At 71.1% G+C, this 21,055-nt stretch carries 23 protein-coding genes; 16 read left to right on the forward strand and 7 right to left on the reverse strand.

Going from position 1 to position 21,055, the window contains the following annotated elements; all coding sequences use genetic code 11:
• Positions 1 to 17 precede the first annotated feature (17 nt).
• The 11 genes from egtB to AC5JJ1_RS22870 all read left to right on the forward strand — a co-directional run bounded on the left by egtB (position 18) and on the right by AC5JJ1_RS22870 (position 11,430).
• The gene (gene egtB, locus AC5JJ1_RS22820) at positions 18 to 1,208 is read left to right on the forward strand and encodes an ergothioneine biosynthesis protein EgtB (RefSeq protein ID WP_495787409.1); all 1,191 of its coding nucleotides are present in this window, start codon (positions 18 to 20) and stop codon (positions 1,206 to 1,208) included.
• Complete coding sequence (gene egtD, locus AC5JJ1_RS22825) at positions 1,205 to 2,155, forward strand: L-histidine N(alpha)-methyltransferase (RefSeq protein WP_495787410.1); 951 nt, start codon at positions 1,205 to 1,207, stop codon at positions 2,153 to 2,155. The genes egtB and egtD overlap by 4 nt, the downstream gene beginning before the upstream one ends.
• Complete coding sequence (locus AC5JJ1_RS22830) at positions 2,137 to 2,883, forward strand: glycerophosphodiester phosphodiesterase (RefSeq protein WP_495787411.1); 747 nt, start codon at positions 2,137 to 2,139, stop codon at positions 2,881 to 2,883. The genes egtD and AC5JJ1_RS22830 overlap by 19 nt, the downstream gene beginning before the upstream one ends.
• Before the next feature lie 115 nt (positions 2,884 to 2,998).
• Complete coding sequence (locus AC5JJ1_RS22835; protein WP_495787412.1) at positions 2,999 to 3,775, forward strand: ABC transporter ATP-binding protein; 777 nt, start codon at positions 2,999 to 3,001, stop codon at positions 3,773 to 3,775.
• Entirely contained in the window at positions 3,768 to 4,508 is a 741-nt protein-coding gene (locus AC5JJ1_RS22840; RefSeq protein WP_495787413.1) for an ABC transporter ATP-binding protein, read from the forward strand. The genes AC5JJ1_RS22835 and AC5JJ1_RS22840 overlap by 8 nt, the downstream gene beginning before the upstream one ends.
• Positions 4,509 to 4,533: 25 nt before the next feature.
• Positions 4,534 to 5,763: an ABC transporter substrate-binding protein gene (locus AC5JJ1_RS22845; protein WP_495787414.1), complete on the forward strand. Its 1,230-nt coding sequence runs from the start codon at positions 4,534 to 4,536 to the stop codon at positions 5,761 to 5,763.
• Between the two features lie 67 nt (positions 5,764 to 5,830).
• Entirely contained in the window at positions 5,831 to 7,060 is a 1,230-nt protein-coding gene (locus AC5JJ1_RS22850; protein ID WP_495787415.1) for an ABC transporter substrate-binding protein, read from the forward strand.
• Between the two features lie 17 nt (positions 7,061 to 7,077).
• Positions 7,078 to 8,307, forward strand: coding sequence for an ABC transporter substrate-binding protein (locus AC5JJ1_RS22855; protein WP_495787416.1), 1,230 nt, complete (start codon positions 7,078 to 7,080; stop codon positions 8,305 to 8,307).
• A gap of 5 nt (positions 8,308 to 8,312) precedes the next feature.
• Positions 8,313 to 9,533, forward strand: coding sequence for an ABC transporter substrate-binding protein (locus tag AC5JJ1_RS22860; protein ID WP_495787417.1), 1,221 nt, complete (start codon positions 8,313 to 8,315; stop codon positions 9,531 to 9,533).
• A 15-nt stretch (positions 9,534 to 9,548) separates the two neighbouring features.
• Entirely contained in the window at positions 9,549 to 10,433 is an 885-nt protein-coding gene (locus AC5JJ1_RS22865; protein WP_495787418.1) for a branched-chain amino acid ABC transporter permease, read from the forward strand.
• Between the two features lies 1 nt (position 10,434).
• Positions 10,435 to 11,430, forward strand: coding sequence for a branched-chain amino acid ABC transporter permease (locus AC5JJ1_RS22870; RefSeq protein ID WP_495787419.1), 996 nt, complete (start codon positions 10,435 to 10,437; stop codon positions 11,428 to 11,430).
• Between the two features lie 32 nt (positions 11,431 to 11,462).
• Here the strand turns inward: AC5JJ1_RS22870 and AC5JJ1_RS22875 are convergent, their stop codons facing one another.
• Entirely contained in the window at positions 11,463 to 11,705 is a 243-nt protein-coding gene (locus AC5JJ1_RS22875) for a DUF3297 family protein (protein ID WP_495787465.1), read from the reverse strand.
• Positions 11,706 to 11,826: 121 nt separating this feature from the next.
• On the opposite strand from AC5JJ1_RS22875, the gene AC5JJ1_RS22880 reads away from it, so the two are divergent.
• Both AC5JJ1_RS22880 and AC5JJ1_RS22885 read left to right on the forward strand, forming a co-directional pair.
• Positions 11,827 to 12,306 carry a cupin domain-containing protein gene (locus AC5JJ1_RS22880; RefSeq protein ID WP_495787420.1) on the forward strand — a complete coding sequence of 160 codons (480 nt, stop codon included), beginning with the start codon at positions 11,827 to 11,829 and terminating at the stop codon, positions 12,304 to 12,306.
• Between the two features lie 40 nt (positions 12,307 to 12,346).
• On the forward strand, positions 12,347 to 12,982 hold the full coding sequence (locus AC5JJ1_RS22885; RefSeq protein ID WP_495787421.1) for a nitroreductase family protein: 636 nt from the start codon (positions 12,347 to 12,349) through the stop codon (positions 12,980 to 12,982).
• 4 nt (positions 12,983 to 12,986) lie between these two features.
• On the opposite strand, the gene AC5JJ1_RS22890 is transcribed toward AC5JJ1_RS22885, so the two are convergent.
• The gene (locus AC5JJ1_RS22890) at positions 12,987 to 14,048 is read right to left on the reverse strand and encodes an alcohol dehydrogenase (protein WP_495787422.1); all 1,062 of its coding nucleotides are present in this window, start codon (positions 14,046 to 14,048) and stop codon (positions 12,987 to 12,989) included.
• Between the two features lie 110 nt (positions 14,049 to 14,158).
• On the opposite strand from AC5JJ1_RS22890, the gene AC5JJ1_RS22895 reads away from it, so the two are divergent.
• Positions 14,159 to 14,683: a YidB family protein gene (locus AC5JJ1_RS22895; RefSeq protein ID WP_495787423.1), complete on the forward strand. Its 525-nt coding sequence runs from the start codon at positions 14,159 to 14,161 to the stop codon at positions 14,681 to 14,683.
• Here the strand turns inward: AC5JJ1_RS22895 and AC5JJ1_RS22900 are convergent.
• Entirely contained in the window at positions 14,680 to 15,633 is a 954-nt protein-coding gene (locus AC5JJ1_RS22900) for a tripartite tricarboxylate transporter substrate-binding protein (protein ID WP_495787424.1), read from the reverse strand. The two genes, AC5JJ1_RS22895 and AC5JJ1_RS22900, sit on opposite strands and share 4 nt — an antisense overlap.
• Positions 15,633 to 16,595 (reverse strand): Bug family tripartite tricarboxylate transporter substrate binding protein, encoded by a 963-nt coding sequence (locus AC5JJ1_RS22905; protein ID WP_495787425.1) that lies wholly within the window; start codon positions 16,593 to 16,595, stop codon positions 15,633 to 15,635. Before AC5JJ1_RS22905 ends, AC5JJ1_RS22900 begins: the two co-directional genes overlap by 1 nt.
• Positions 16,596 to 16,727: 132 nt before the next feature.
• On the opposite strand from AC5JJ1_RS22905, the gene AC5JJ1_RS22910 reads away from it, so the two are divergent.
• Positions 16,728 to 17,975, forward strand: a complete 1,248-nt coding sequence (locus tag AC5JJ1_RS22910; protein ID WP_495787426.1) for a serine hydrolase domain-containing protein — start codon at positions 16,728 to 16,730, stop codon at positions 17,973 to 17,975.
• Between the two features lie 18 nt (positions 17,976 to 17,993).
• On the opposite strand, the gene AC5JJ1_RS22915 is transcribed toward AC5JJ1_RS22910, so the two are convergent.
• Genes AC5JJ1_RS22915 through AC5JJ1_RS22925 form a run of 3 tightly spaced genes read right to left on the reverse strand, consistent with a single transcriptional unit; the run spans position 17,994 to position 19,986 of the window.
• Positions 17,994 to 19,079 carry a toxic anion resistance protein gene (locus AC5JJ1_RS22915; RefSeq protein WP_495787427.1) on the reverse strand — a complete coding sequence of 362 codons (1,086 nt, stop codon included), beginning with the start codon at positions 19,077 to 19,079 and terminating at the stop codon, positions 17,994 to 17,996.
• On the reverse strand, positions 19,076 to 19,825 hold the full coding sequence (locus tag AC5JJ1_RS22920; RefSeq protein ID WP_495787428.1) for a hypothetical protein: 750 nt from the start codon (positions 19,823 to 19,825) through the stop codon (positions 19,076 to 19,078). Before AC5JJ1_RS22920 ends, AC5JJ1_RS22915 begins: the two co-directional genes overlap by 4 nt.
• The gene (locus AC5JJ1_RS22925) at positions 19,825 to 19,986 is read right to left on the reverse strand and encodes a hypothetical protein (RefSeq protein WP_495787429.1); all 162 of its coding nucleotides are present in this window, start codon (positions 19,984 to 19,986) and stop codon (positions 19,825 to 19,827) included. The genes AC5JJ1_RS22920 and AC5JJ1_RS22925 overlap by 1 nt, the downstream gene beginning before the upstream one ends.
• 79 nt (positions 19,987 to 20,065) lie before the next feature.
• Between AC5JJ1_RS22925 and AC5JJ1_RS22930 the strand changes: the two genes are divergently transcribed.
• On the forward strand, positions 20,066 to 20,995 hold the full coding sequence (locus AC5JJ1_RS22930) for a 3-hydroxyacyl-CoA dehydrogenase (RefSeq protein WP_495787430.1): 930 nt from the start codon (positions 20,066 to 20,068) through the stop codon (positions 20,993 to 20,995).
• Positions 20,996 to 21,055 lie beyond the last annotated feature (60 nt).

Raw genomic sequence — 21,055 nt, forward strand, 5'->3', positions numbered from 1 at the left:
AGGAACCAGGAACGCTGATGACCCTCCTCGACACCAGCGTCTCCGCCCTGGCCGGCCGCTATGCCCGCATCCGCGACCATACCGAGCGCCTCGCCGCGCCGCTCTCGCCCGAGGATCAGGTCATCCAGTCGATGCCGGATGCCAGCCCGGCCAAGTGGCACCGGGCGCATGTCACCTGGTTCTTCGAGACCTTCCTGCTGCTGCCGCACCTGCCGGGCTACCGCCGCTTCCGCGAGGAATTCGCCTTCCTGTTCAACTCCTATTACGAGGCCGCCGGCCCGCGTCATGCCCGGCCGAAACGCGGCATGCTGACGCGGCCCTCCGCCGCGGAGGTCGGCGCCTATCGCGCGCATGTCGACGCTGGCATGGCCCGGCTGCTGGACGACCCGCCGGCGGGGGCCCTGCCGCTGGTCGAGCTCGGCCTGCAGCACGAGCAGCAGCACCAGGAGCTGCTGCTGACCGACATCCTGCATGCCCTGGCGCAAAACCCCCTGCTCCCTGCCTATGATCCGGACTGGCAGGAGCCCGCAGCCGCCCCGGGCGCGGCTTGCATGCTCGCCGGGCCGGAGGGCCTGCAGCACATCGGCAGCGTCGGCCCCGGCTTCGCCTTCGACAACGAGATGCCGCGCCACAAGGCCTGGCTGGAGCCCTACCGCATCGCCGACCGGCTGGTGACCAACGGCGACTGGCTCGATTTCATGGCCGATGGCGGCTACCGCAGCGCGACGCTCTGGATGAGCGAGGGCTGGACCCGCGCCCAGGCCGAGGAATGGCAGGCCCCGCTCCATTGGCACCGGCACGAGGGCGAGTGGGGCCAGTTCAGGCTTGCCGGCCTCCGCCCGCTCGATCCCGCCGCCCCGGTCCGCCACATCTCCTGGTACGAGGCGGAGGCCTTCGCCCGCTGGGCCGGCCGCCGGCTGCCGACCGAGGCGGAATGGGAGGCGGCGCAGGACCTCCCCGGCTTCCTCCAGGCGCGCGATGCCGCTTGGCAATGGACCGGCAGCGCCTATCGCCCCTATCCCGGTTTCCGGCCCTGGGAGGGTGCCGTCGGCGAGTACAACGGCAAGTTCATGATCGGTCAGATGGTGCTGCGCGGCGGCTCGCTCGCCACGCCGCCCGGCCATGCCCGCCCCGGCTACCGCAATTTCTTCTCTCCAGAGGCACGCTGGCAGTTCACCGGGCTCCGCCTCGCCGAGGATGCGGCGTGAGCGCCGCGATGGACGCTGCCTCCGGGCAGCGGGCCTCCCTCGTCGCCGATGCGCTGGCCGGCCTCTCCGCCGCGCGGAAGACGCTGCCCTGCAAGTGGCTCTACGACGCCGAGGGCTGCCGCCTCTTCGAGGCCATCACCCGCCTGCCGGAATACTACCCGACCCGGACGGAGATGCGGATCCTCGCCGAGCAGGCCGCCTCCATCGCCGCGGCCGTCGGGCCCGGCCGCGCCGTCGTCGAGTTCGGCCCGGGCGACGGCGCCAAGGCGGCGCTGCTGCTCGCCGGGCTCGACCGCCCCGCGGCCTATGTGCCGGTCGACATCGCCCCCGAATGGCTGGAAGGCGCTGCGAGCCGCGTCGCCCTCGCCTGTTCCGGCCTTTCGGTGCTGCCGGTCGTCGCCGATTTCACCATGCCTTTCGCCCTGCCGGGGCGGCTCGGCGCGGCGCCGCGGCTCGGCTTCTTCCCCGGCTCCACCATTGGCAATTTCGAGCCGGAGGGCGCCGTCGCCTTCCTCCGCCGCGCCCGCGCGACGCTCGGGGCAGGCGCACGGCTGCTGCTCGGCGCCGATCTGGTGAAGGCGCCGGCGGTGCTGGAAGCCGCCTATGACGACGCTGCCGGCGTCACCGCCGCCTTCGACCTCAACCTGCTGCACCGCCTGAACCGCGAGGCAGGCGCCGATTTCGACGTCGCCGCCTTCCGCCACCGCGCCGTCTGGAACGCGGCGCTGGAGCGGGTCGAGATGCATCTCGTCTCCGGGCGGGCGCAGTCCGTGCGCCTCGCAGGCCGCACCATCCGCTTCGCCGAGGGCGAGACCATCCATACCGAGAGCAGCCACAAATACCGCCCGGAGCGCCTCGCCGGCTTGGCCGCCGCCGCCGGCTGGCGCATAAGCCGGCACTGGACGGATGCGGAGGGACTCTTCTCGGTATGGCTGCTGGACGCATAGGAACCGAGATCGCCAGCCACCGCGGCGGGGCGATCCTCTGGCCGGAGAACAGCCTGCTCGCCTTCCGACAGGCGCTCGCCCTGCCGGCCGAGCAGCTCGAGATCGACGTCCACCTCACGGCCGATGGCGAGGTCGCCGTCATGCATGACGCGACGCTCGACCGCACCACCGACGGCAAAGGTCCGGTCCGCGCCCGCACCATGGCGGAGCTGCGCCGCCTCCGCCTCAAGGGCACGGGCGGGGAAGGGGTACCGAGCCTCGCCGAGACCGTGGCCCTGGTGCGGGAGGCGGGGCGCATCCTTCGCCTCGAGATCAAGGCGGATGGCGAGGGCCGGCCTTATCCCGGCATCGTCCCGGCCTGCCTCGTCCTGCTCGATGCCGCCGGGATGCGCGCCCGCACCGTGCTGATGAGCTTCGAGCCGATGACCGTCGCGGCCGCGGCGGCCGCCGGCGGCTTCCATCGCCTCGTCCTGCTGATGGGCAGCCGCTCCTGGCACGGCATGGGGCCGGAGGGTGCGGTCGCGCTCTCCCGCGCCTGCCATGCCGGGGAGCTCGGCCTCACCGTCGCCGATTGGGACGAGGCCTCGGTGGCCGCGCTGCGCGCCGCCGGCCTCGGGGTCAGCGCCTGGGGCACCAATGACGAGCGGACCATCCAGAGGGCCTTCGCCCTCGGCATGGATGCCATCGCCACCGACGACCCGCCGCTGGCGCTGCGCCTCAGGGGCTGATAACGCAATAGAAACGGCCTGGAAGCCGCGGGCTCCCTTGCATAAGGGGCGCCGCGCGGCCATACCTAGCCGCAACGACGGCGCCGCAAGGGACGCAACGGGGAGAACGATCCGGGTGACAGATTCCATCCTGGAAACCGAGGGGCTGACGAAGGAATTCCGGGGGTTCGTCGCCGTCAACGGCGTCTCCCTGAAGGTCCGGCGCGGCAGCATCCATGGGCTGATCGGCCCGAACGGCGCCGGCAAGACCACCTGCTTCAACCTGCTGACCAAGTTCCTCCAGCCGACCCGCGGCACCATCCGCTACGACGGGCGCGACATCACCGGCATGAAGCCGGCCGAGGTCGCCCGCCTCGGACTGGTGCGCAGCTTCCAGATCTCGGCCGTCTTCCCGCATCTCTCGGTGTTGGAGAATGTGCGCGTCGCCCTGCAGCGGCAGCGCGGCGGCAGCTTCGACTTCTGGCGCTCCGAGGGCCTGCTGCGGCAGTTCGACGACCGCGCCATGGCGCTGCTCGAGGATGTTGGGCTCACCGGCTTCGCGCGGATCGCTGCCGGCGAGCTGCCCTATGGCCGGAAGCGCGCGCTCGAGATCGCCACGACGCTGGCGATGGACCCGTCCATGATGCTGCTCGACGAGCCGACCGCCGGCATGACGCACGAGGATGTCGACCGCATCGTGGCGCTGGTGAAGCGCGTCTCCGCCGGCCGCACCGTGCTGCTGGTCGAGCACAACCTGAAGGTCGTCTCCGGGCTCTGCGACTGCATCACCGTGCTCGCCCGCGGCAGCGTCCTCGCCGAGGGCGACTACGGCGAGGTCTCGCGCAACCCCGACGTCATCGCCGCCTATCTCGGCACCGAAGCCACCCCGGAGGGAGCGATGGCCCATGGCTGAGACGCTGGACCGCGCCCGCCCCGGCACCGCCGGCGCCCCGCTGCTCGAGATCCGCAATCTCGAGGCTTGGTACGGCGAGAGCCACATCCTGCACGGCGTCGACATCGACGTGCAGCCAGGCGAGGTCATCACCCTGCTCGGCCGCAACGGCGCCGGCAAGACGACGACGCTGCGCTCCATCATGGGTCTCACCGGCCGGCGCTCGGGCAGCATCCGCTTCGAGGGACGGGAGACGGTCAACCTCCGCTCCGACATCATCGGCCGGGCCGGCATCGGCTACTGCCCGGAGGAGCGCGGCATCTTCGCCAGCCTCGACGTCACCGAGAACCTGATGCTGCCGCCCGTGGTGAAGCCTGGCGGGCTCGACCTCGACACCATCTACAAGCTCTTCCCGAACCTTAAGGAGCGAGCGCGCAGCCAGGGCACCAAGCTCTCGGGCGGCGAGCAGCAGATGCTGGCGATCGCCCGCATCCTGCGCACCGGCGCCAACCTGCTGCTGCTCGACGAGCCGACCGAGGGCCTCGCCCCCGTCATCGTCCAGCAGATCGGCGCCATGATCCGCGAGATCAAGTCGCGCGGCTTCACCGTGCTGCTGGTCGAGCAGAATTTCCGCTTTGCCCAGACCGTCGCCGACCGCCACTACGTCATGGAGCACGGCCGCGTCGTCGACATGGTGCGGAACGAGGAGCTGAACGCCTCGCTCGAGCGCCTGCACGAATATCTCGGTGTCTGATCCCGCTTCCAGGAGCCTCATGGTTATGTCGCTTGACCGCCGCAGCCTGCTGACCGGCGCCGCTGCCGCCCCCTTCGCCCTCGCTTCCCCTCGGGGCGCCCGCGCGCAAGGCTCGCCGACCTTGAAGATCGGCGTGCTCAACGACCAGTCCGGCGTCTACCGCGACATCTCCGGCCCGACCTCGGTCGCCTGCGTCCGCCAAGCGATCCAGGATTTCGGCAGCCACGGCTTCAACGTGGAGGTCATCGTCGGCGACCACCAGAACAAGCCCGATGTCGGCAGCAACATCGCCCGCCAGTGGATGGACCGCGACGGCGTCGACGTTATCGTCGACGTCCCCAACAGCGCGGTCGGCCTCGCCGTCGCCGGCGTGGTGCGGGAGAAGAACAAGGTCTACCTGAACTCCACCTCGGCGACGGCGGACCTCACCGGGTCGCAGTGCTCGCCGAACACCGTCCACTGGACCTACGATACCTACATGCTGGCGAAGTCGACCGGCGGCGCCATGGTGAAGGCGGGCGGCGACAGTTGGTTCTTCATCACCGCCGACTATGCCTTCGGCCATGCGCTGGAGCGGGACACGACCAATTTCGTCAAGGCGGCCGGCGGGCGCATCGTCGGCGGCGTGCGCGCGCCGCTCGGCAATACCGACTTCTCCTCCTTCCTCGTCCAGGCGCAGTCCTCCCGCGCCAAGGTGATCGGCCTGGCCAATGCCGGCGCCGACACCGTCAACACGGTGAAGCAGGCGGCCGAGTTCGGCATCACCCGGCGCGGCACCAAGATCGCCGTGCTGCTGATGTTCCTGAACGACGTGCATGCGCTCGGGCTGCAGGCGGCGCAGGGCCTGGTGCTGACCGAGACCTTCTACTGGGACCTCAACGACCGCACCCGCGCCTTCACCGACCGGGTCAAGCCGCAGCTCGCCGGCGCTATGCCCGCGATGTCGCATGCCGGCTGCTACAGCGCCGCACTGCACTACCTGAAGACGGTGGCCGATATGGGCGCCGCCCAGGCGCGTCAGGACGGCGCCGCGACGGTCGCTCGGATGAAGGCGATGCCGACCGATGACGACTGCTTCGGCCCGGGCCGCATCCGCGAGGACGGCCGCAAGCTCTGCCCCGCCTATCTCTTCGAGGTGAAGTCGCCGGCCGAGAGCAAGGGCGCCTGGGACTACTACAAGCTGCTGCAGACCACCCCAGCCGACGAGGCCTTCCGCCCGCTCACCGAAGGCGGCTGCTCGCTCGTGCGGAGCTAGACGGGACGATGGCGGGAGACCGGGCGGCCATGCACCGCCCGGCCCCGCCCGAGACAGGGAGACGGACATGACGACGACGAGGAGAGGCCTGCTCGCCACCGGCGCCGCAGCCGCGGCGGCGACCGCGCTGCCGCGGCTCACGCGCGCCCAGGCGGCGAACATCATTCGCATCGGCGTGCTGAACGACATGTCCGGCACCTACAAGGACAATACCGGCCCCGGCTCCGTCGCCTGCGCGCAGCAGGCGATCGCGGAATTCGGCCAGCAGGGCTTCAATGTCGAGCTGATCTTCGCCGACCACCAGAACAAGCCCGATGTCGGCGTGAACCTGGCGCGGCAATGGTACGACCAGGGTGTCGACATGATCCTCGACGTGCCTACCAGCTCGGTCGGGCTCGCGGTCAACAACGTCGCCCGCGAGAAGAACCGGGTGAACATCAATGTCGGCTCGGCGACCTCCGACCTGACCGGGGCGCAATGCGCGCCGACCATGGTCCACTGGTCCTACGACACCTACATGCTGTCGAAGTCGACCGGCGGCGCCATGGTGAAGGCGGGCGGCGACACCTGGTTCTTCATCACCGCCGACTATGCCTTCGGCCATGCGCTGGAGCGGGATACCAGCAATTTCGTCCGCGCCTCGGGCGGCCGCGTGCTCGGTGCTGTGCGCACGCCCTTCCCGGCGACGACGGACTTCTCCTCCTTCCTGGTCCAGGCGCAGAGCTCGCGGGCCAAGGTCATCGGCTTCGCCAATGCCGGGTCGGACACCATCAACTGCGTGAAGCAGGCGGCGGAGTTCGGCATCACCAAGCGCGGCACCAAGCTCGCCGCGATGCTGATGTTCATCACCGACGTGCATTCCATCGGCCTCGAGACGGGGCAGGGGCTGGTCTGCACCGAGAGCTTCTATTGGGACCTCAACGACCGCACCCGCGCATTCACCCAGCGCGTGCTGCCGAAGATGCCGAACCTCTACCCCAACCAGATCCATGCCGGCTGCTACTCGGCGACGCTGCATTACCTGCGCGCCGTGCAGGCCATGGGCGTTGCCGCGGCCAAGGGCTCGGGCACCGAGGTCGTCAACCGCATGAAGGCGATGCCGACGGAGGACGACGCCTTCGGGGCCGGCAGCATCCGCGCCGACGGGCGGAAGCTTTGCCCCTCCTACCTGCTGGAGGTGAAGTCCCCGGCAGAATCGAAGCGCCCCTGGGACTACTACAAGGTCCTGCAAACCACCCCGGCCGGGGAGGCCTTCCGCCCGCTGAACGAAGGCGGCTGCTCCCTGGTCCGTAGCTGAGAGGAAAAACCAAAAAGATGACCCCGACCCGCCGCAGCCTGCTGACCGCCTCGGTCGGCGCCACGCTGATGCCCGCCCTGCCGCGCCTCGGCCGGGCGCAGGCCGCCAACACCATCCGCATCGGCGTGCTGAATGACCAGTCCGGCCCCTACCGCGACATCAGCGGGCCCTATGGCATCGAATGCACCAAGCAGGCGGTGCAGGAATTCGGCGACAAGGGCTTTGCCATCGAGGTCATCTCCGCCGACCACCAAAACAAGCCCGATGTCGGCGCCAATATCGCGCGCCAGTGGTACGACCAAGGCGTCGACCTCATCATCGACGTGCCGACCTCCTCGGTCGGCCTCGCGGTGAACAACGTCGCCCGCGAGAAGAACAAGGCCTATATCAACACCGGCTCGGCGACCTCCGACCTGACCGGCGCCCAGTGCAGCCCGACCACGGTGCACTGGATGTACGACACCTACATGCTGGCGAAGTCGACGGGCGGCGCCATGGTGAAGGCGGGCGGCGACAGCTGGTTTTTCATCACCGCCGACTACGCCTTCGGCCATGCGCTGGAGCGGGACACGTCCACCTTCATCAGGGCCGCGGGCGGCAAGGTGAACGGCAGCGTCAAGTACCCCTTCCCGGCGACCTCGGACTTTTCCTCCTTCCTGCTGCAGGCCCAGGCCTCGCGTGCCAAGGTTATCGGCTTCGCCAATGCCGGGGCGGACACCATCAACAGCATCAAGCAGGCGGCCGAGTTCGGCATCACGCGCGGCGGGGTGAAGCTGGCGGCGCTGCTGATGTTCCTCCCCGACGTGCACGCCATCGGCCTGCGCACCGCCCAGGGCCTGGTGCTGACCGAGAGCTTCTACTGGGACCTCAACGACCGCACCCGCGCGGTCTCGGAGCGGCTGCGCCCGCGGCTGAAGGATGTGAAGCCGAACATGGCCTCCATCGCCAACTACTCCTGCACGCTGCACTACCTGAAGGCGGTGGCGGATATGGGCGTCGCCGCCTCCAAGGCCTCCGGCATCGATGTCGTCAACCGCATGAAGGCGATGCCCTGCGACGACGACGCCTTCGGCCCGGGCACCATCCGCGCGGACGGCCGCAAGCTCTGCCCCTCCTACCTCTTCGAGGTGAAGTCCCCGGCCGAGAGCAAGGCGCCTTGGGACTACTACAAGCTGCTCCAGTCCACCCCGGCGGAAGAGGCCTTCCGCCCGCTGAACGAGGGCGGCTGCGCCCTGGTCCGGAGCTGACGGCGATGCCGCTGCCTCGCCGCCACCTCCTGCTGGCCGGCAGCGGCCTCGCCCTGGCCGGGCGGGCGAGGGCGCAGGGCGCCCCGCTTCGCCTCGGTGTCCTCACCGACATGTCCGGGCCCTATCGCGACCTGACGGGCCCCGGCAGCTTCGCCGGCGCCCGCCAAGCGGCGGAGGAGTTCTCGGCGGCGACCGGCATCGCCGTCGAGGTCATCGTCGGCGACCACCAGAACAAGCCCGATGTCGGCGCCAACATCGCCCGGCAATGGTTCGACCGCGAGGGTGTCGAGGCGATCATCGACCTTCCCAACAGCGCCGTAGCGCTCGCCGTCTCCGGCATCGCGCGGGAGAAGAACAAGGTGGTGCTCGGCTCCGGCGTCGGCTCCACCGTCTTCACGGGCGCGCAATGCAGCCCGAACAGCATCCAGTTCACCTACGACACCTACATGCTCGCCAAGGGCACGGGCGATGCGCTGGTGAAGCAGGGCGCCGATAGCTGGTTCTTCATCACCGCCGACTATGCCTTCGGCCATGCCCTCCAGGCGGATACCACCCGCTTCGTCGAGGCGGCCGGCGGCAAGGTGCTGGGCGCCGCGCGCTATCCCTTCCCGGCGACGACGGATTTCTCCTCCTTCCTGCTTCAGGCGCAAAGCTCCCGCGCCAAGGTCATCGGCCTGGCCAATGCCGGTGCGGACCTCATCAACTGCATCAAGCAGGCCCGCGAATTCGGGCTGATGCGGGGCAACACCAGGCTCGCCTGCCTGCTGATGACGGTGGTCGACAGCATCGCCCTCGGCCTGCCCGAGGCGCAGGGGCTGCTGATGACCGAGAGCTTCTACTGGGACCTGAACGATCGCACCCGCGCCTTCGCCGAGCGGGTGAAGGGCAAGCGGCAGGGCGGCGTGGTCCATGCTTCCTGCGCCGGCTGCTACGGCGTCACGCTGCACTACCTGAAGGCGGTGAAGGATCTCGGCCTGGAGCGCGCCCGCGCCTCCGGCCTCGATGTCGTCAACCGCATGAAAGCGATGCCAACCGATGACGACGCCTTCGGCCCGGGCCGCATCCGCGAGGATGGGCGCAAGCTGACCCCCGGCTATCTTTTCCAGGTGAAGTCGCCGGCCGAGAGCCGCGGCCCGTTCGACGTGCATAAACTCGTCGCCACCACCCCGGCCGAGGAGGCCGCCCGGCCGCTCGCCGAGGGCGGCTGCCCCTTCATCCGAAGCTAAGGACCTCCACGCCGCATGGACGACATCTTCGGCATCCCCGCACCGCTGCTCTTCGGGCAGCTGCTGCTCGGCCTCATCAACGGCGCCTTCTATGCGATGCTGTCGCTGGGGCTGGCGGTGATCTTCGGCCTGCTCAACATCATCAATTTCACCCACGGCGCGCAGTTCATGATGGGGGCCTTCGCCGCCTGGATGCTGCTGGAATGGGTCGGTCTGAATTACTGGTGGGCGCTGCTGCTGGTGCCCATCATCGTCGGCTTCACCGGCGTGGTGCTTGAGCGGCTGATGATCAGCCGGCTCTACAAGCTGGACCACCTCTATGGCCTGTTGCTCACCTTCGGCCTCGGCCTCATCATCGAAGGCGTGTTCCGCAACGAGTTCGGCTCCTCCGGCCTGCCCTACCGCATCCCGGACGAGCTGCAGGGCGCCTGGGACCTCGGCTTCATGTTCCTGCCCATCTATCGCGGCTGGGTGGTGATCGCGGCCCTCATCCTCTGCCTCGCCACCTGGCTGCTGATCGAGAAGACGCGGCTGGGCGCCTATCTCCGGGCGGCGACCGAGAATGCGCCGCTGGTGCAGGCCTTCGGCGTCAACGTCCCGCGCATGGTGACACTGACCTACGGCTTCGGGGTGGCGCTCGCCGCCATAGGCGGGGTGCTGGCGGCGCCGATCTATTCCGTGAACCCGCAGATGGGAACCAACCTCATCATCGTGGTCTTCGCCGTGGTGGTGATCGGGGGCATGGGCTCCATCCTCGGCTCCATCATCACCGGCTTCGGCCTCGGCATCGTCGAGGGGCTGACCAAGGTCTTCTATCCGGAGGCCTCGGCGACCGTCATCTTCGTCATCATGGCGATCGTGCTGCTGGCACGTCCCGCTGGCCTCTTCGGGAGGGCCTGACATGGCCGACACCACCGCCATCACCGCCCGCGACATCCCTGCCCCCGCGGCCGAGGACCACGGCATCTGGGGCTTCTCGCGGGCGCAACTCGGGGCGCTCGGGGTGATGCTCGCCGTGCTCGCGGTCGGGCCCTTCCTGCTCTACCCCGTCTTCCTGATGAAGCTGCTCTGCTTCGCCCTCTTCGCCTGCGCCTTCAACCTGCTGATCGGCTATGTCGGGCTGCTTTCCTTCGGCCATGCCGCCTATTTCGGCATGGGCGGCTACCTGGCGGGCCATGCGGCGAAGGTCTGGGGGGTGACGCCGGAGCTCGCCATCATCATCGGCGGCGCCACGGCGGCGGTGCTCGGCGCCATCGCCGGCTGGGTGGCGATCCGGCGGCAGGGCATCTACTTCGCCATGATCACGCTGGCGCTGGCGCAGATGGTCTACTTCCTCTGCGTCCAGCTGCCCTTCACCGGGGGCGAGGACGGGATCCAGGCCATCCCGCGCGGCAAGCTCTTCGGCGCGATCCCGCTCGACATCGACATGACGCTCTACTGGGTCGTCGCCGGCATCTTCCTGCTCGGCTTCCTGATGATCCACCGCATCATCCATTCGCCCTACGGCATGGTGCTGAAGTCGATCCGCGAGAACGAGCCGCGCGCCACCTCGCTCGGCTACCGGACCGACGACTACAAGCTGCTCGCCTTCATCCTCTCCGCCGGCCTCGCCGGCGTGGCGGGCGCCACCAAGTCGATCGTCTTCGGCATCGCTACCCTCACCGACGTCCACTGGTCCATGTCGGGCGAGGTGGTGCTGATGACGCTGGTGGGCGGCCTCGGCACCGTCTTCGGGCCGGTGGTGGGGGCCGCGGTGATCGTGACGATGCAGAACTACCTGGCCGAGCTCGGCGCCTGGGTGACGGTGATCCAGGGCGTGATCTTCGTCATCTGCGTGCTCGCCTTCCGCCGTGGCATCGTCGGCGAGATCGGCAACTGGCTGAAGGTGAAGCTCTGACCGGAGGGAAGGGGGCCGGCCGGCCCCCGCCGTCAGGCTTCTTCCTTGAAGTAGGGCTCGACGGTCCCCTTCAGCCGGATCGTCATCGGGTTGCCCTTGCGGTCGAGCGTCTTGCCGACCGCGACACGCACCCAGCCCTCACTGACGCAATACTCCTCCACATTGGTCTTCTCCGCCCCGTTGAAGCGGATGCCGATGCCGCGGGAGAGCAGCTCCGGATTGTGGAAGGGGCTGCGCGGGTCGGTCGCCAGGCGGTCTGGCAGGGTCTCGGTCATGGCATGGCCTTCCGGCATATCGGTCATGCCGCGGTGATACCGAGGAAGGCCCGCCGCGCCAACCACCCCGGGGCCGGGAACGCTGCCTGGCGCCGGGCGTCATCCGCCAGGAGGCCCCGCCATGACCCCGGAATTGCTGGTCTTCGCCGATGACGGCACCATCCCCAACAACCCGCGCCTGCCCGCGCTGCTCTTCCGCGGCGCCGTCCCGCCCGGCGATCCGGCAGCGGCCGAGGCGCTCTTCGCCCGCCATGGCTGGCCGCCCGCCTGGCGCAACGGCATCTACCGCTATCACCACTACCACCCGGATGCGCATGAGGCGCTCGCCATCGCCTGCGGCCGGGTGAGGGTGCTGCTCGGCGGGGACTGGGGCCAGGTCCTTGACCTCGAGGCGGGCGACGTGGTGGTGCTTCCCGCCGGCACCGGCCACCGCAACCTCGGCGCCAGCGCGGACCTCCTGGTCGTCGGCGCCTACCCGCCGGGCCAGTCGCCGACCGAACATCGCGGCCGCCCCGGCGAGCATGCGGAGGCCATCGCCGCCATCCCCGCCGTCCCCGACCCGCCAGGCGAGCCCGTCACCGGCGCCCCCTGGCCGCTCTGATCCGCCCATGACAGGCTCCCCCGCGGGGGAGGAGCCTGCCATGACCGACGTCTTCGAGATCCTGCACACCACCCGCGCCATGCGCCGGCTGAAGCCGGACCCGGTGCCGGATGCGCTGATCGCCCGCATCCTCCGCGCCGGCGCCTCGGCGGCCAATGGCGGCAACACCCAGCGCTGGCGCTTCCTCGTGGTGAAGGACCCTGCGATCAAGCAGGCGGTGCAGCGCTGGTACAAGCGCGCCTATGACGAGGTGATCGGCCCCCGCTATGCCGGCAGCGCCCCGCCGCCCGGCACGACGGCGGAGCGCTATGCCCGCCAGCACGCCGCCGTCGAGTACCTGACCGAGCATTTCCACGAGGCGCCTGTCTGGATCGTCGCCTGCCTCGCCGAGGAAAAGCCGACCCGCTGGTCCGGCGCCTCGATCTACCCCGCCGTGCAGAACATGCTGCTCGCGGCGCGCGCGCTCGGCCTCGGCGCCACGCTGACCACGCGCCACCTACTCTACGAGCGCGAGGCCGAGGCGGCCCTCGGCCTGCCGCCCGGCGTCCACTCCTATGCCATCCTGCCCATCGGCTACCCGATGGGCCGCTTCGGCCCGGTCGGCCGCGGCCCGCTCCGAGACATCACCTTCCTCGACCGATGGGGCGAGCGCTGGGACATCCCGGAGGAGGGCTGAGCAGCTATCCGGCGACCAGCACCACCCGCCCGGTGATCTTTCCCGCGCGCAGCCGCTGCAGCACCGCATCGGCATTGCGCTGGGGCTGGTTCTCGATCGGGATGGCGGGGATCTTGCCCTGCTTGGCGATGTCCACCAGCGCCCGCAGCTCCTTCACATTGCCCACATAGCTGCCCTGGACGGTCAGCGCGCGGATCGGCATCAGCGGCAGCGGCAGCGTCATCTCGCCGCCGAAGAGGCCGACCTGCACCAGCTTGCCGCCCTTGCGCAGCGCCTCGAAGGCGAAGCGCGCGGTCTGCGTGCCGTTCACCAGGTCGACCACGCCGGCGACCGGCCCGCCGCAGGTCTCGACGATGCGCTGCGCCGTGTCCTCGCCCGCGGCGAGCACCGTATCCGTCGCCCCCTGCTGCTTGGCGGCCGCCAGCTTGTCCTCGGCGACATCGACCACGCAGATGCGCCGGTGCCCCATCGCCTTCAGGATGGCGATGGCGTTCAGCCCGAGCCCGCCCGCGCCGACCAGCACCACCGGCTCGTCCGGCTCGAGCGGCAGCAGCTTGTTGACCGCCGAGTAGACGGTGACGCCGGAGCAGGCATAGGTCGCGGCGAGCGAGGGATCGAGCCCCTCGATATCGACCAGGTGCTTCACATGCGTCGCCAGCACATGCGTCGCATAGCCGCCGTTCTGGTAGACGCCGAGGCTGCGCCCGGTCGGGCACATGTTCTCCTCGTCGCGCTGGCAGATGGCGCATTTGCCGCAGCCGACCCAGGGATAGACGACGCGGATGTCGCCGACCTTGCTGCCCTGGCCCTCCGCCTCCGGCCCGAGCTTGACGACGCGCCCGACGATCTCGTGCCCCATGGCAAGCGGCAGCTTCACGCCGCGATCGGTCAGCCGCATCTTGCCGCGGGAGCCGAGGTCGTACTCGCCCTCCCAGATATGCAGGTCGGAATGGCAGACGCCGGCATGCGTCACCTCGAGCAGCACCTCGGCGCCCTTCGGCTCCGGCGTCGGCAGCTCGATCTCCTGCAGGGGTTGCCCCGTCTCGACCACGGCCCAGGCGCGCATCGCGTTCTCTCCCATTCGATGAGCGATGGGACCGCGCTGCGCGGCCGCGGTCAAGCGGGCCCCGGCAACGGCGCCGCGCCCGCGGCGTTGCTCCCGCAAAGGAGAGGTCCATGAGCGAATTCCTGAGCCGCTTCGGCAGCGCCGCCCTGAACGACCTGAAGGGCACGCCGCTGGATGCCATCCTGAACCGGCTGATGGGCGGCCAGGCCGGCGCCTCCGGCCTCGAGGCGCTGGTCGGGCGCCTGCGCGGCGGCGGCCTCGGCGAGCAGGTCGCCTCTTGGATCGGCACCGGCGCGAACCGCCCGGTCTCGCCGCCCGAGCTCGAGCGCGCCCTGGGCGAGCAGGAGACCGACGCCATCGCCCGCGAGGCCGGGCTCGAGCGCCCAGGCCTGCTCGAGATGCTGAGCCAGGCCCTGCCGCGCCTGGTCGATGCGCTGACGCCGGATGGCCGCCTGCCGCAGGACGAGGGCACCGCCACCGCCTTGCCCGGGGCCGGCCAGCTCACCGCCGGCACCCACCAGCCCGGCATCGGCGCCGGCGGCGATGCCGGCATGGGCCGCTTCGGGCCTGCCACGGTCGATGACGCGCCGGCCCCCACCTCCGGCCAGGCCTCGCCGCGGCTGCACAAGGGCTAGTCGGCCCGGATTCCCCGCTCCCGCACGATCGCGCCCCATTGCGCGATCTGCCGGTCGAGGAAGGCGCCGAACTCCGCCGGTGTGGAGGCCACGACATCCACCCCCTGCCCCTCCACCAGCCGCTGCCGCGTCGCCGGCTCGGCCAGCGCCGCGGCGAGCGCCGCCCGGAAGCGCACCAGCACCGGCTCCGGCACCCCGGCCGACGCGAGCATCCCCCAGAAGGCCTCCGCCTCGAAGCCGGGGAAGCCCGACTCCGCCAAGGTCGGCAGGTCCGGCAGGGCAGGGGCGCGATGCGCCCCCGTCTGCGCCAGCGCCCGCAGCCTGGTCCCCACCTGCCCGCCGAGCCCGACCCGCGAGGCGATGACAAGGTCCACCTCGCCCGCCACCGCCGCCGTCGCCAGCGGCCCGCCGCCGCGATAGGGCACATGCGTCAGCCGGAAGCCGCCCCGCTGCTGCAGCACCTCCATCGAGAGATGGGCGAGGCTTCCCGCACCGACCGTGCCGTAGCTGATCGCCTCCGGCCTTGCCTTCGCCGCCGCCACGACCTCGGCGACCGAGCGCCAAGGCCGGCCGTCCGGCGTCGTAAGCAGCATCGGCGCCGTGGCGATCAGCATCACCGGCGCGAAGTCCCGCCGCGCATCGAAGCCGGCCGAGGGGTTCAGCGCATTCACCGTCGCATGGCTGTCGAAGACCAGGACCCAGCTATTGCCATCCGGCGCCGCCCGCGCCGCCGCCGCGGTGCCGAGCGCGCCCGCCGCGCCGGAGCGGTTCTCGACCACGACCGGCACGCCGAGCGCCGCCTGCAGCGCCGGCGCCAGCAGCCGCGCGATGGTGTCGACGCTGCCGCCGGGCGGGAAGGGGGCGATGATGCGGATCGGCCCCTCCGGCCAGCCCGCCGCCCGGGCCAGGGCCGGCGCCGCCAGCCCGGCGAGGAGCGCGCGCCGCCGCATCAATCGGGCCTGATGCTGTTCTCGCGCACCACGCGTCCCCAGGTCTCGATCGCGCGGTCGAGGAAGGCGGCGAACTCGGCCGGCCCCTTCGGGTCGAGATCGATGCCGAGCGTGCCCGTCAGCCGCTCCTGCACCGCCGGCACCTTCAGCGCCTCGCGCAAGGCCACCTCGAAGCGCGCGCGGATCGGCGCCGGCGTACCGACGGGCCCGAGCACGCCCCAGAAAGCCTCCGCCGTCACCCCCACCCCAAGCTCCGTCAGGGTCGGCGCATCCGGCGCGACGGTGGAGCGCTTCGCCCCCGTGCTCGCCAGCGGCCGGATCGCCTTCGCCTCCAGCTGCGGCACGAAGATCGTCCCCGTCGCCGTCGGCAGGTCGATCTCGCCGGCGGAGGCGGCGACGCCGAGCGGCCCGCCGCCGCGATAGGGGACGTGGACGAGGCTGATCCCCGCCGCCTTCTCCACCAGCTTCATCGTCAGATGGGCGAGCGAGCCGTTGCCGATGGTGCCGTAGGTGATCGTCTCCGGCTTCGCCTTCGCCGCCGCGACGACCGCCCGGAAGTCCTGCCAAGGGCGGCTGTTGACGGCGGTGATGACCATGGGCGCGGTGCCGATCAGCAGCACCGGCGCCAGGTCCTTCTGCGTGTCGAAGCCCGTGTTCGGGATGAGCGCCGGGTTCACCGCATGGGTGTCGAAGACCAGCACCCAGCTGTTCCCGTCGGGCGCCGAGCGCGCCACGTCCCGCGTGCCGACCGAGCCGGAGGCGCCGCTCTTGTTCTCGACGACCACCGGCACGCCGAGCGCCGCCGAGAGGTGCGGCTGCAGCAGCCGCGAGATCGCGTCGACGCTCCCGCCCGGCGGGAAGGGGGCGACGAGACGGACCGGCCCGCTCGGCCAGGCCGGCTGGGCGATGGCGGGCGCTGCGAGGACGAGGCCGGTGCCGAGCACGGCGCGACGGTTGAGCATGGCGAAACCTCCCTGGTCTCGTTCCTAGGTCGCAAACTCGGCCCTGTCGTCAAGGCCGCAGATGGACGGCTGCCGCTCCCGCCGTCTAGCCTGCTCGCGCCAAGGAAGAACGACTCCGGAGGAAACCCGCCGATGACGCTGCGCCGCCATCTCTGGCCGCTCGCCCTGCTGCCCCTGCTCGCCTGCGCCGGGCAGGACCGCGCCCCGACCGCCGCCGCGCCCTCCCGCCAGGCCGTGATGGACGGCGCGCTCCGCCAGCAGGTGGAGGGCGGCAAGGTCGCCGCCATCGCCGCCATGGTCATCCGTGCCGATGGCGAGGTGCTCTACGAGGGCTTCGCCGGCGGCGCGAACCCGGACAGCCTCTACCGCCTCGCCTCGATGACCAAGCCCATCACCAGCGTCGCGGTGATGACCCTGGTCGAGGACGGCAGGCTCCGCCTCGACGACCCGCTGGCGAAGCACCTGCCGGAATTCCGCAGCCTCGGCGTCCGCGAGGCCGGTGGCAGGCTCGTCGCCGCCCGCCAGCCGACGATCCGCGACCTGCTGCGCCACATGGGGGGCTTCTCCTACAGCTTCCTGAACGTCCCCGGCATCGTCGAGACCTATGCGCGGGAGGGGGTGGATGACGGCCTCGCCGCCCCGACGCGCAGCACGCGCGAGAACATGCGCCGCCTGGCCCGCGCCCCGCTGCAGGCCCAGCCCAACACGGTCTGGGCCTATTCCCTGGCGACCGACGTGCTCGGTGCCGTCGTCGAGCGCGTCAGCGGCCAGCCGCTCGACGCCTACATCCAGGAGCGCATCGCCGGCCCCCTCCGCATGACCAGCTTCGCCTTCCACGTCCCCGAGTCGTCCCGCCCTCGCATGCTGGCGGCCATGCAGCCGGCCGATGGCGGGCTCCGCCCGATCCGCTCCGGCGAGCGCGTGCCCTATCCGCTGACCCGCGGCAGCTGGGTCTCCGACCCCGAGCGCGCCTTCAGCCGCACCGCCTATCCCTCGGGCGGCGCCGGCTCGACGGCGAGCCTCGGCGACTATGCCCGCTTCACCCGCATGCTGCTGAACGGCGGCGAGCTCGACGGCGTGCGCATCCTGAGGCCGGAGACGCTCGCCGAGATGACGCGCGGCCAGACCGGCGGCCTGCCGATCAACCTGCGCGGCCCGGGCTACGACTTCGGCTACGGCTTCAGCGTCGTGACCGACCCGGCCGCGGCGAAGACGCGCCAGCCGGTCGGCACCTATGGCTGGGGCGGCATCTACGGCACCGGCTTCTTCGTCGACCCGTCGAACCGCCTCGCCACCATCGTCATGACGCAGACCGCGACCAATGGCGGCGCCGCGGCCAATGAGGTGCGGGAAGCCTTCTACGGCACCATGATGCAGTAGGACCGGAGCGGGGCGGCCCTAGACCGGCCGTCCCGACCCGCCCGAGGCCCTGGCGGCCGTCAGCACGCGACGGATCTCGCCTTCGGCCTTCTCCAGCTCCTTGGTCGCGCTCGCCCGCTGCGCCTGGGCCTCGTTGGCGATGCGGAGGCTGTCCTCGATCGTCGCCACCAGCGAGGCATTGGCCCGCTTTACCGCCTCGATGTCGAACACGCCGCGCTCGATCTGCTGCCGCGCCTCGAGGTTGCCCTGGCGCAGCCGCTCCGCATTGCCGGTCAGCAGCTCGTTGGTGAGGTCGGTCGCCTCCTTCAGCGTCCGCCCCGCCTCGCGCATGTTCTGGATGGCGAGCGCCTGGGCCAGCTGCTGCCGCCAGAGCGGCACGGTATTGGCGATGACGCTCTGGATCTTGGAGGCGAGCGCCTTGTCGTTCTCCTGGATCAGCCGGATCGATGGCAGCGCCTGCATCGCCACCTGCCGCGTCAGCCGCAGGTCATGGACGCGCCGCTCCAGCTCGTCCCGCGCGGTCCGCAGGTCGCGCAGCTTCTGCGCCGCGGTGGAGTCGCCACCCTCCACGGCCTTCGCCATGGCCGGGATCGCCTCGCGCTCGACGCGCCCCAGCACGCTCTCGCCGGCGGCGATGTGGTCGCCCAGCGCATGGAACCACTCGAGCGTCGCCGAGTAGAGCCGCTCCAGCTTCTCCACATCCTCGAGCAGCCGGGTGCGGTGGGTGTCGAGCTTGTCGCCGACCGCCTCCACCTGCCCCTTGATGGTCTCGTAGCGCTGCAGCACGCGCGCCGTCTCTGCCTTGGCCCGGCCGAAGAGCCGCGCCAGCCAGCCGGTCTTCTCGCCGAGGCCGCGCATGTCGAAGCCGCGCAGCGTGCCGATCAGGGTGGAGAGCGTGACCCCGGCCTCGCCCGCCTCCCGGTTGCGCGCGCCTTCCAGCATCGCATCCGCCGCGATGGTCGCCCGGTTCTGCGCCTCCTGGCCGAAGCGGAGGATGCTGGCCGGGTCGGCGACATCCAGCTGCTGCGCCAGGCGCGCCACCTCCGCCTCGCGCGGCGGCAGCACCGGCTCCAGCTCAACGGTCTTCTGCTCGGTCTCGCTCATCGAAATCCTTCCTCACGCAGCCGGTCGGAGAGCACCTTGACCTGGATGTCGAGCGCCGCGCTCTCCTCCCGCGTCAGCCGCCCGCGCAGCTCCTGCGCCGTGCTCGCCAGGTCGTCGAGCAGCACCGGCAGCCCCTCGGGCGGCGCCGCCCCGGCCTCCAGCCGCTCTACGATCCGCTCCAGCCCATCCAGGTGCACGGTGAGGAAACGCCTGGCCTGCGGCAATCGATCCGGATGGGCGGTGAGATCGTCGAGCACGCCCTCCATCGCCGCCGCGACGCCCTGGAGCCGCGGGTCCGCGCGCCGCGCCGCCACGGCCTCGATCCGCGCCAGCCGCAGCCGGCTCTCCTCGATCGGACCCGGCGGCGGGGGCGGCGGCTCCGGCGGCGGGGGAGGGGCCGTCTCCGGCAGCGCTTGGTACATCATCCGCGTGCCGAACAGCGCGCCGGCGCCCATGATCAGCGACATGGGCACGCCCAAACCCCCGGCCATGCCCGCCGCCAGCCCCGTCCCGGCGGCCATCACCCAGGAGGCCCGGCGCGAGTCGCCCAGGCGCCCCCGCCGCAGCGCCCGCGCCGCCAGCAGGCTGCCGCCGAAGCCGAGCGCCGAGCCGATCACCCCCTGCTCATTCCCGTCGATGGCGAAGAACAGTGCCGCCGGCAACAGCGGCGAGGCGAAGATCGGCAGCGCCAGCCCGCGCCAGCGGGTGCGCAGCCCGATCCAGGCGCCAAGGGCCCGCTCCATCATCAGTCGAAGAACCCGCCGATGCTGCGGAACAGGGCGATGACGCCGACCAGCCAGGTCGTGGCGGTCAGCAGCACCCCGCCCCAGGCCCAGACCAGCGGCGTGGTGAGCGGCGGGGAAGCCGGGAGCGAGGCGGGGAGGGAGGTCACGTTGCGTTCGGCCATGGCGGGTCGTTAGATCGCCATCGCGCCGGCGCGTATCAAGCCGAATCGCGGGACGGAACGTCACGGAAGGACGATTTTCATGGACAGGATCGCAGTGGTGGGCGCCGGGCTGATCGGCCGCGCCTGGGCCATCGTCTTCGCCCGCAGCGGCCACGCCGTCCGCCTCTGGGACAAGATGCCGGGCGTCGCCGACCGGGCGCTCGCGCTGGTCGCCGACAGCCTTGCCGACCTCCATGCCGCCGGCCTCGTCACCGAGGCGCCCGCCGCGATCGCCGCCCGCATCACCGCCGCCGCGACGCTGGCCGACTGCGTCGCCGGCGCCGCCCATGTCCAGGAGAACGGCCCGGAACGCCTGGCCCCCAAGCAGGAGATCTTCGCCGAGCTGGACCGGATCTGCGGCCCCGAGGTCGTCCTCGCCTCCTCGACCAGCGGCATCCCGGCCAGCGAGTTCACCGCGGACCTCCCCGGCCGCGCCCGCTGCCTCGTCGCCCATCCGGTGAACCCGCCCTACCTCATCCCGCTCGTCGAGCTGGTCGGCGCCCCCTGGACCGCCCCCGCCACCATCGCCCGCACCCGCGCGCTGATGGAGCAGGTCGGCCAGGTCCCGGTGACCGCGCACAAGGAGACGCGCGGCTTCGTCCTCAACCGGCTGCAGGCGGCGCTGGTCGCCGAGGCCTTCCGCATGGTCCGCGACGGCGTCATGTCGGCCGAGGATGTCGATGCCTGCGTCAAGGACGGGCTCGGCCTCCGCTGGTCCTTCATGGGGCCCTTCGAGACCATCGACCTCAACGCCCCGGGCGGCGTCGCCGACTATGCCGAGCGCTTCGGCCCGCTAATGGGCGCCATCACCGAGGAGCAGACGCCCTTCCTCTACGACAAGGAGACCGTCGCCCAGGTCGCCGAGGCGCGCCGCGCCGGCTTGCCGCTCGACGGCATCGAGGCCCGCAGCGCCTGGCGCGACCGCCGCCTCATGGCTCTCATCGCCCATAAGCGCGCCCAGGCCGGCTGATCCCTCCTGTCAGGGCCGGGCTTGGTCCGGCCATCCCCAACCCGTCCGGAGTCCCCCACC

It is taken from the genome of Belnapia sp. (assembly GCF_059504005.1).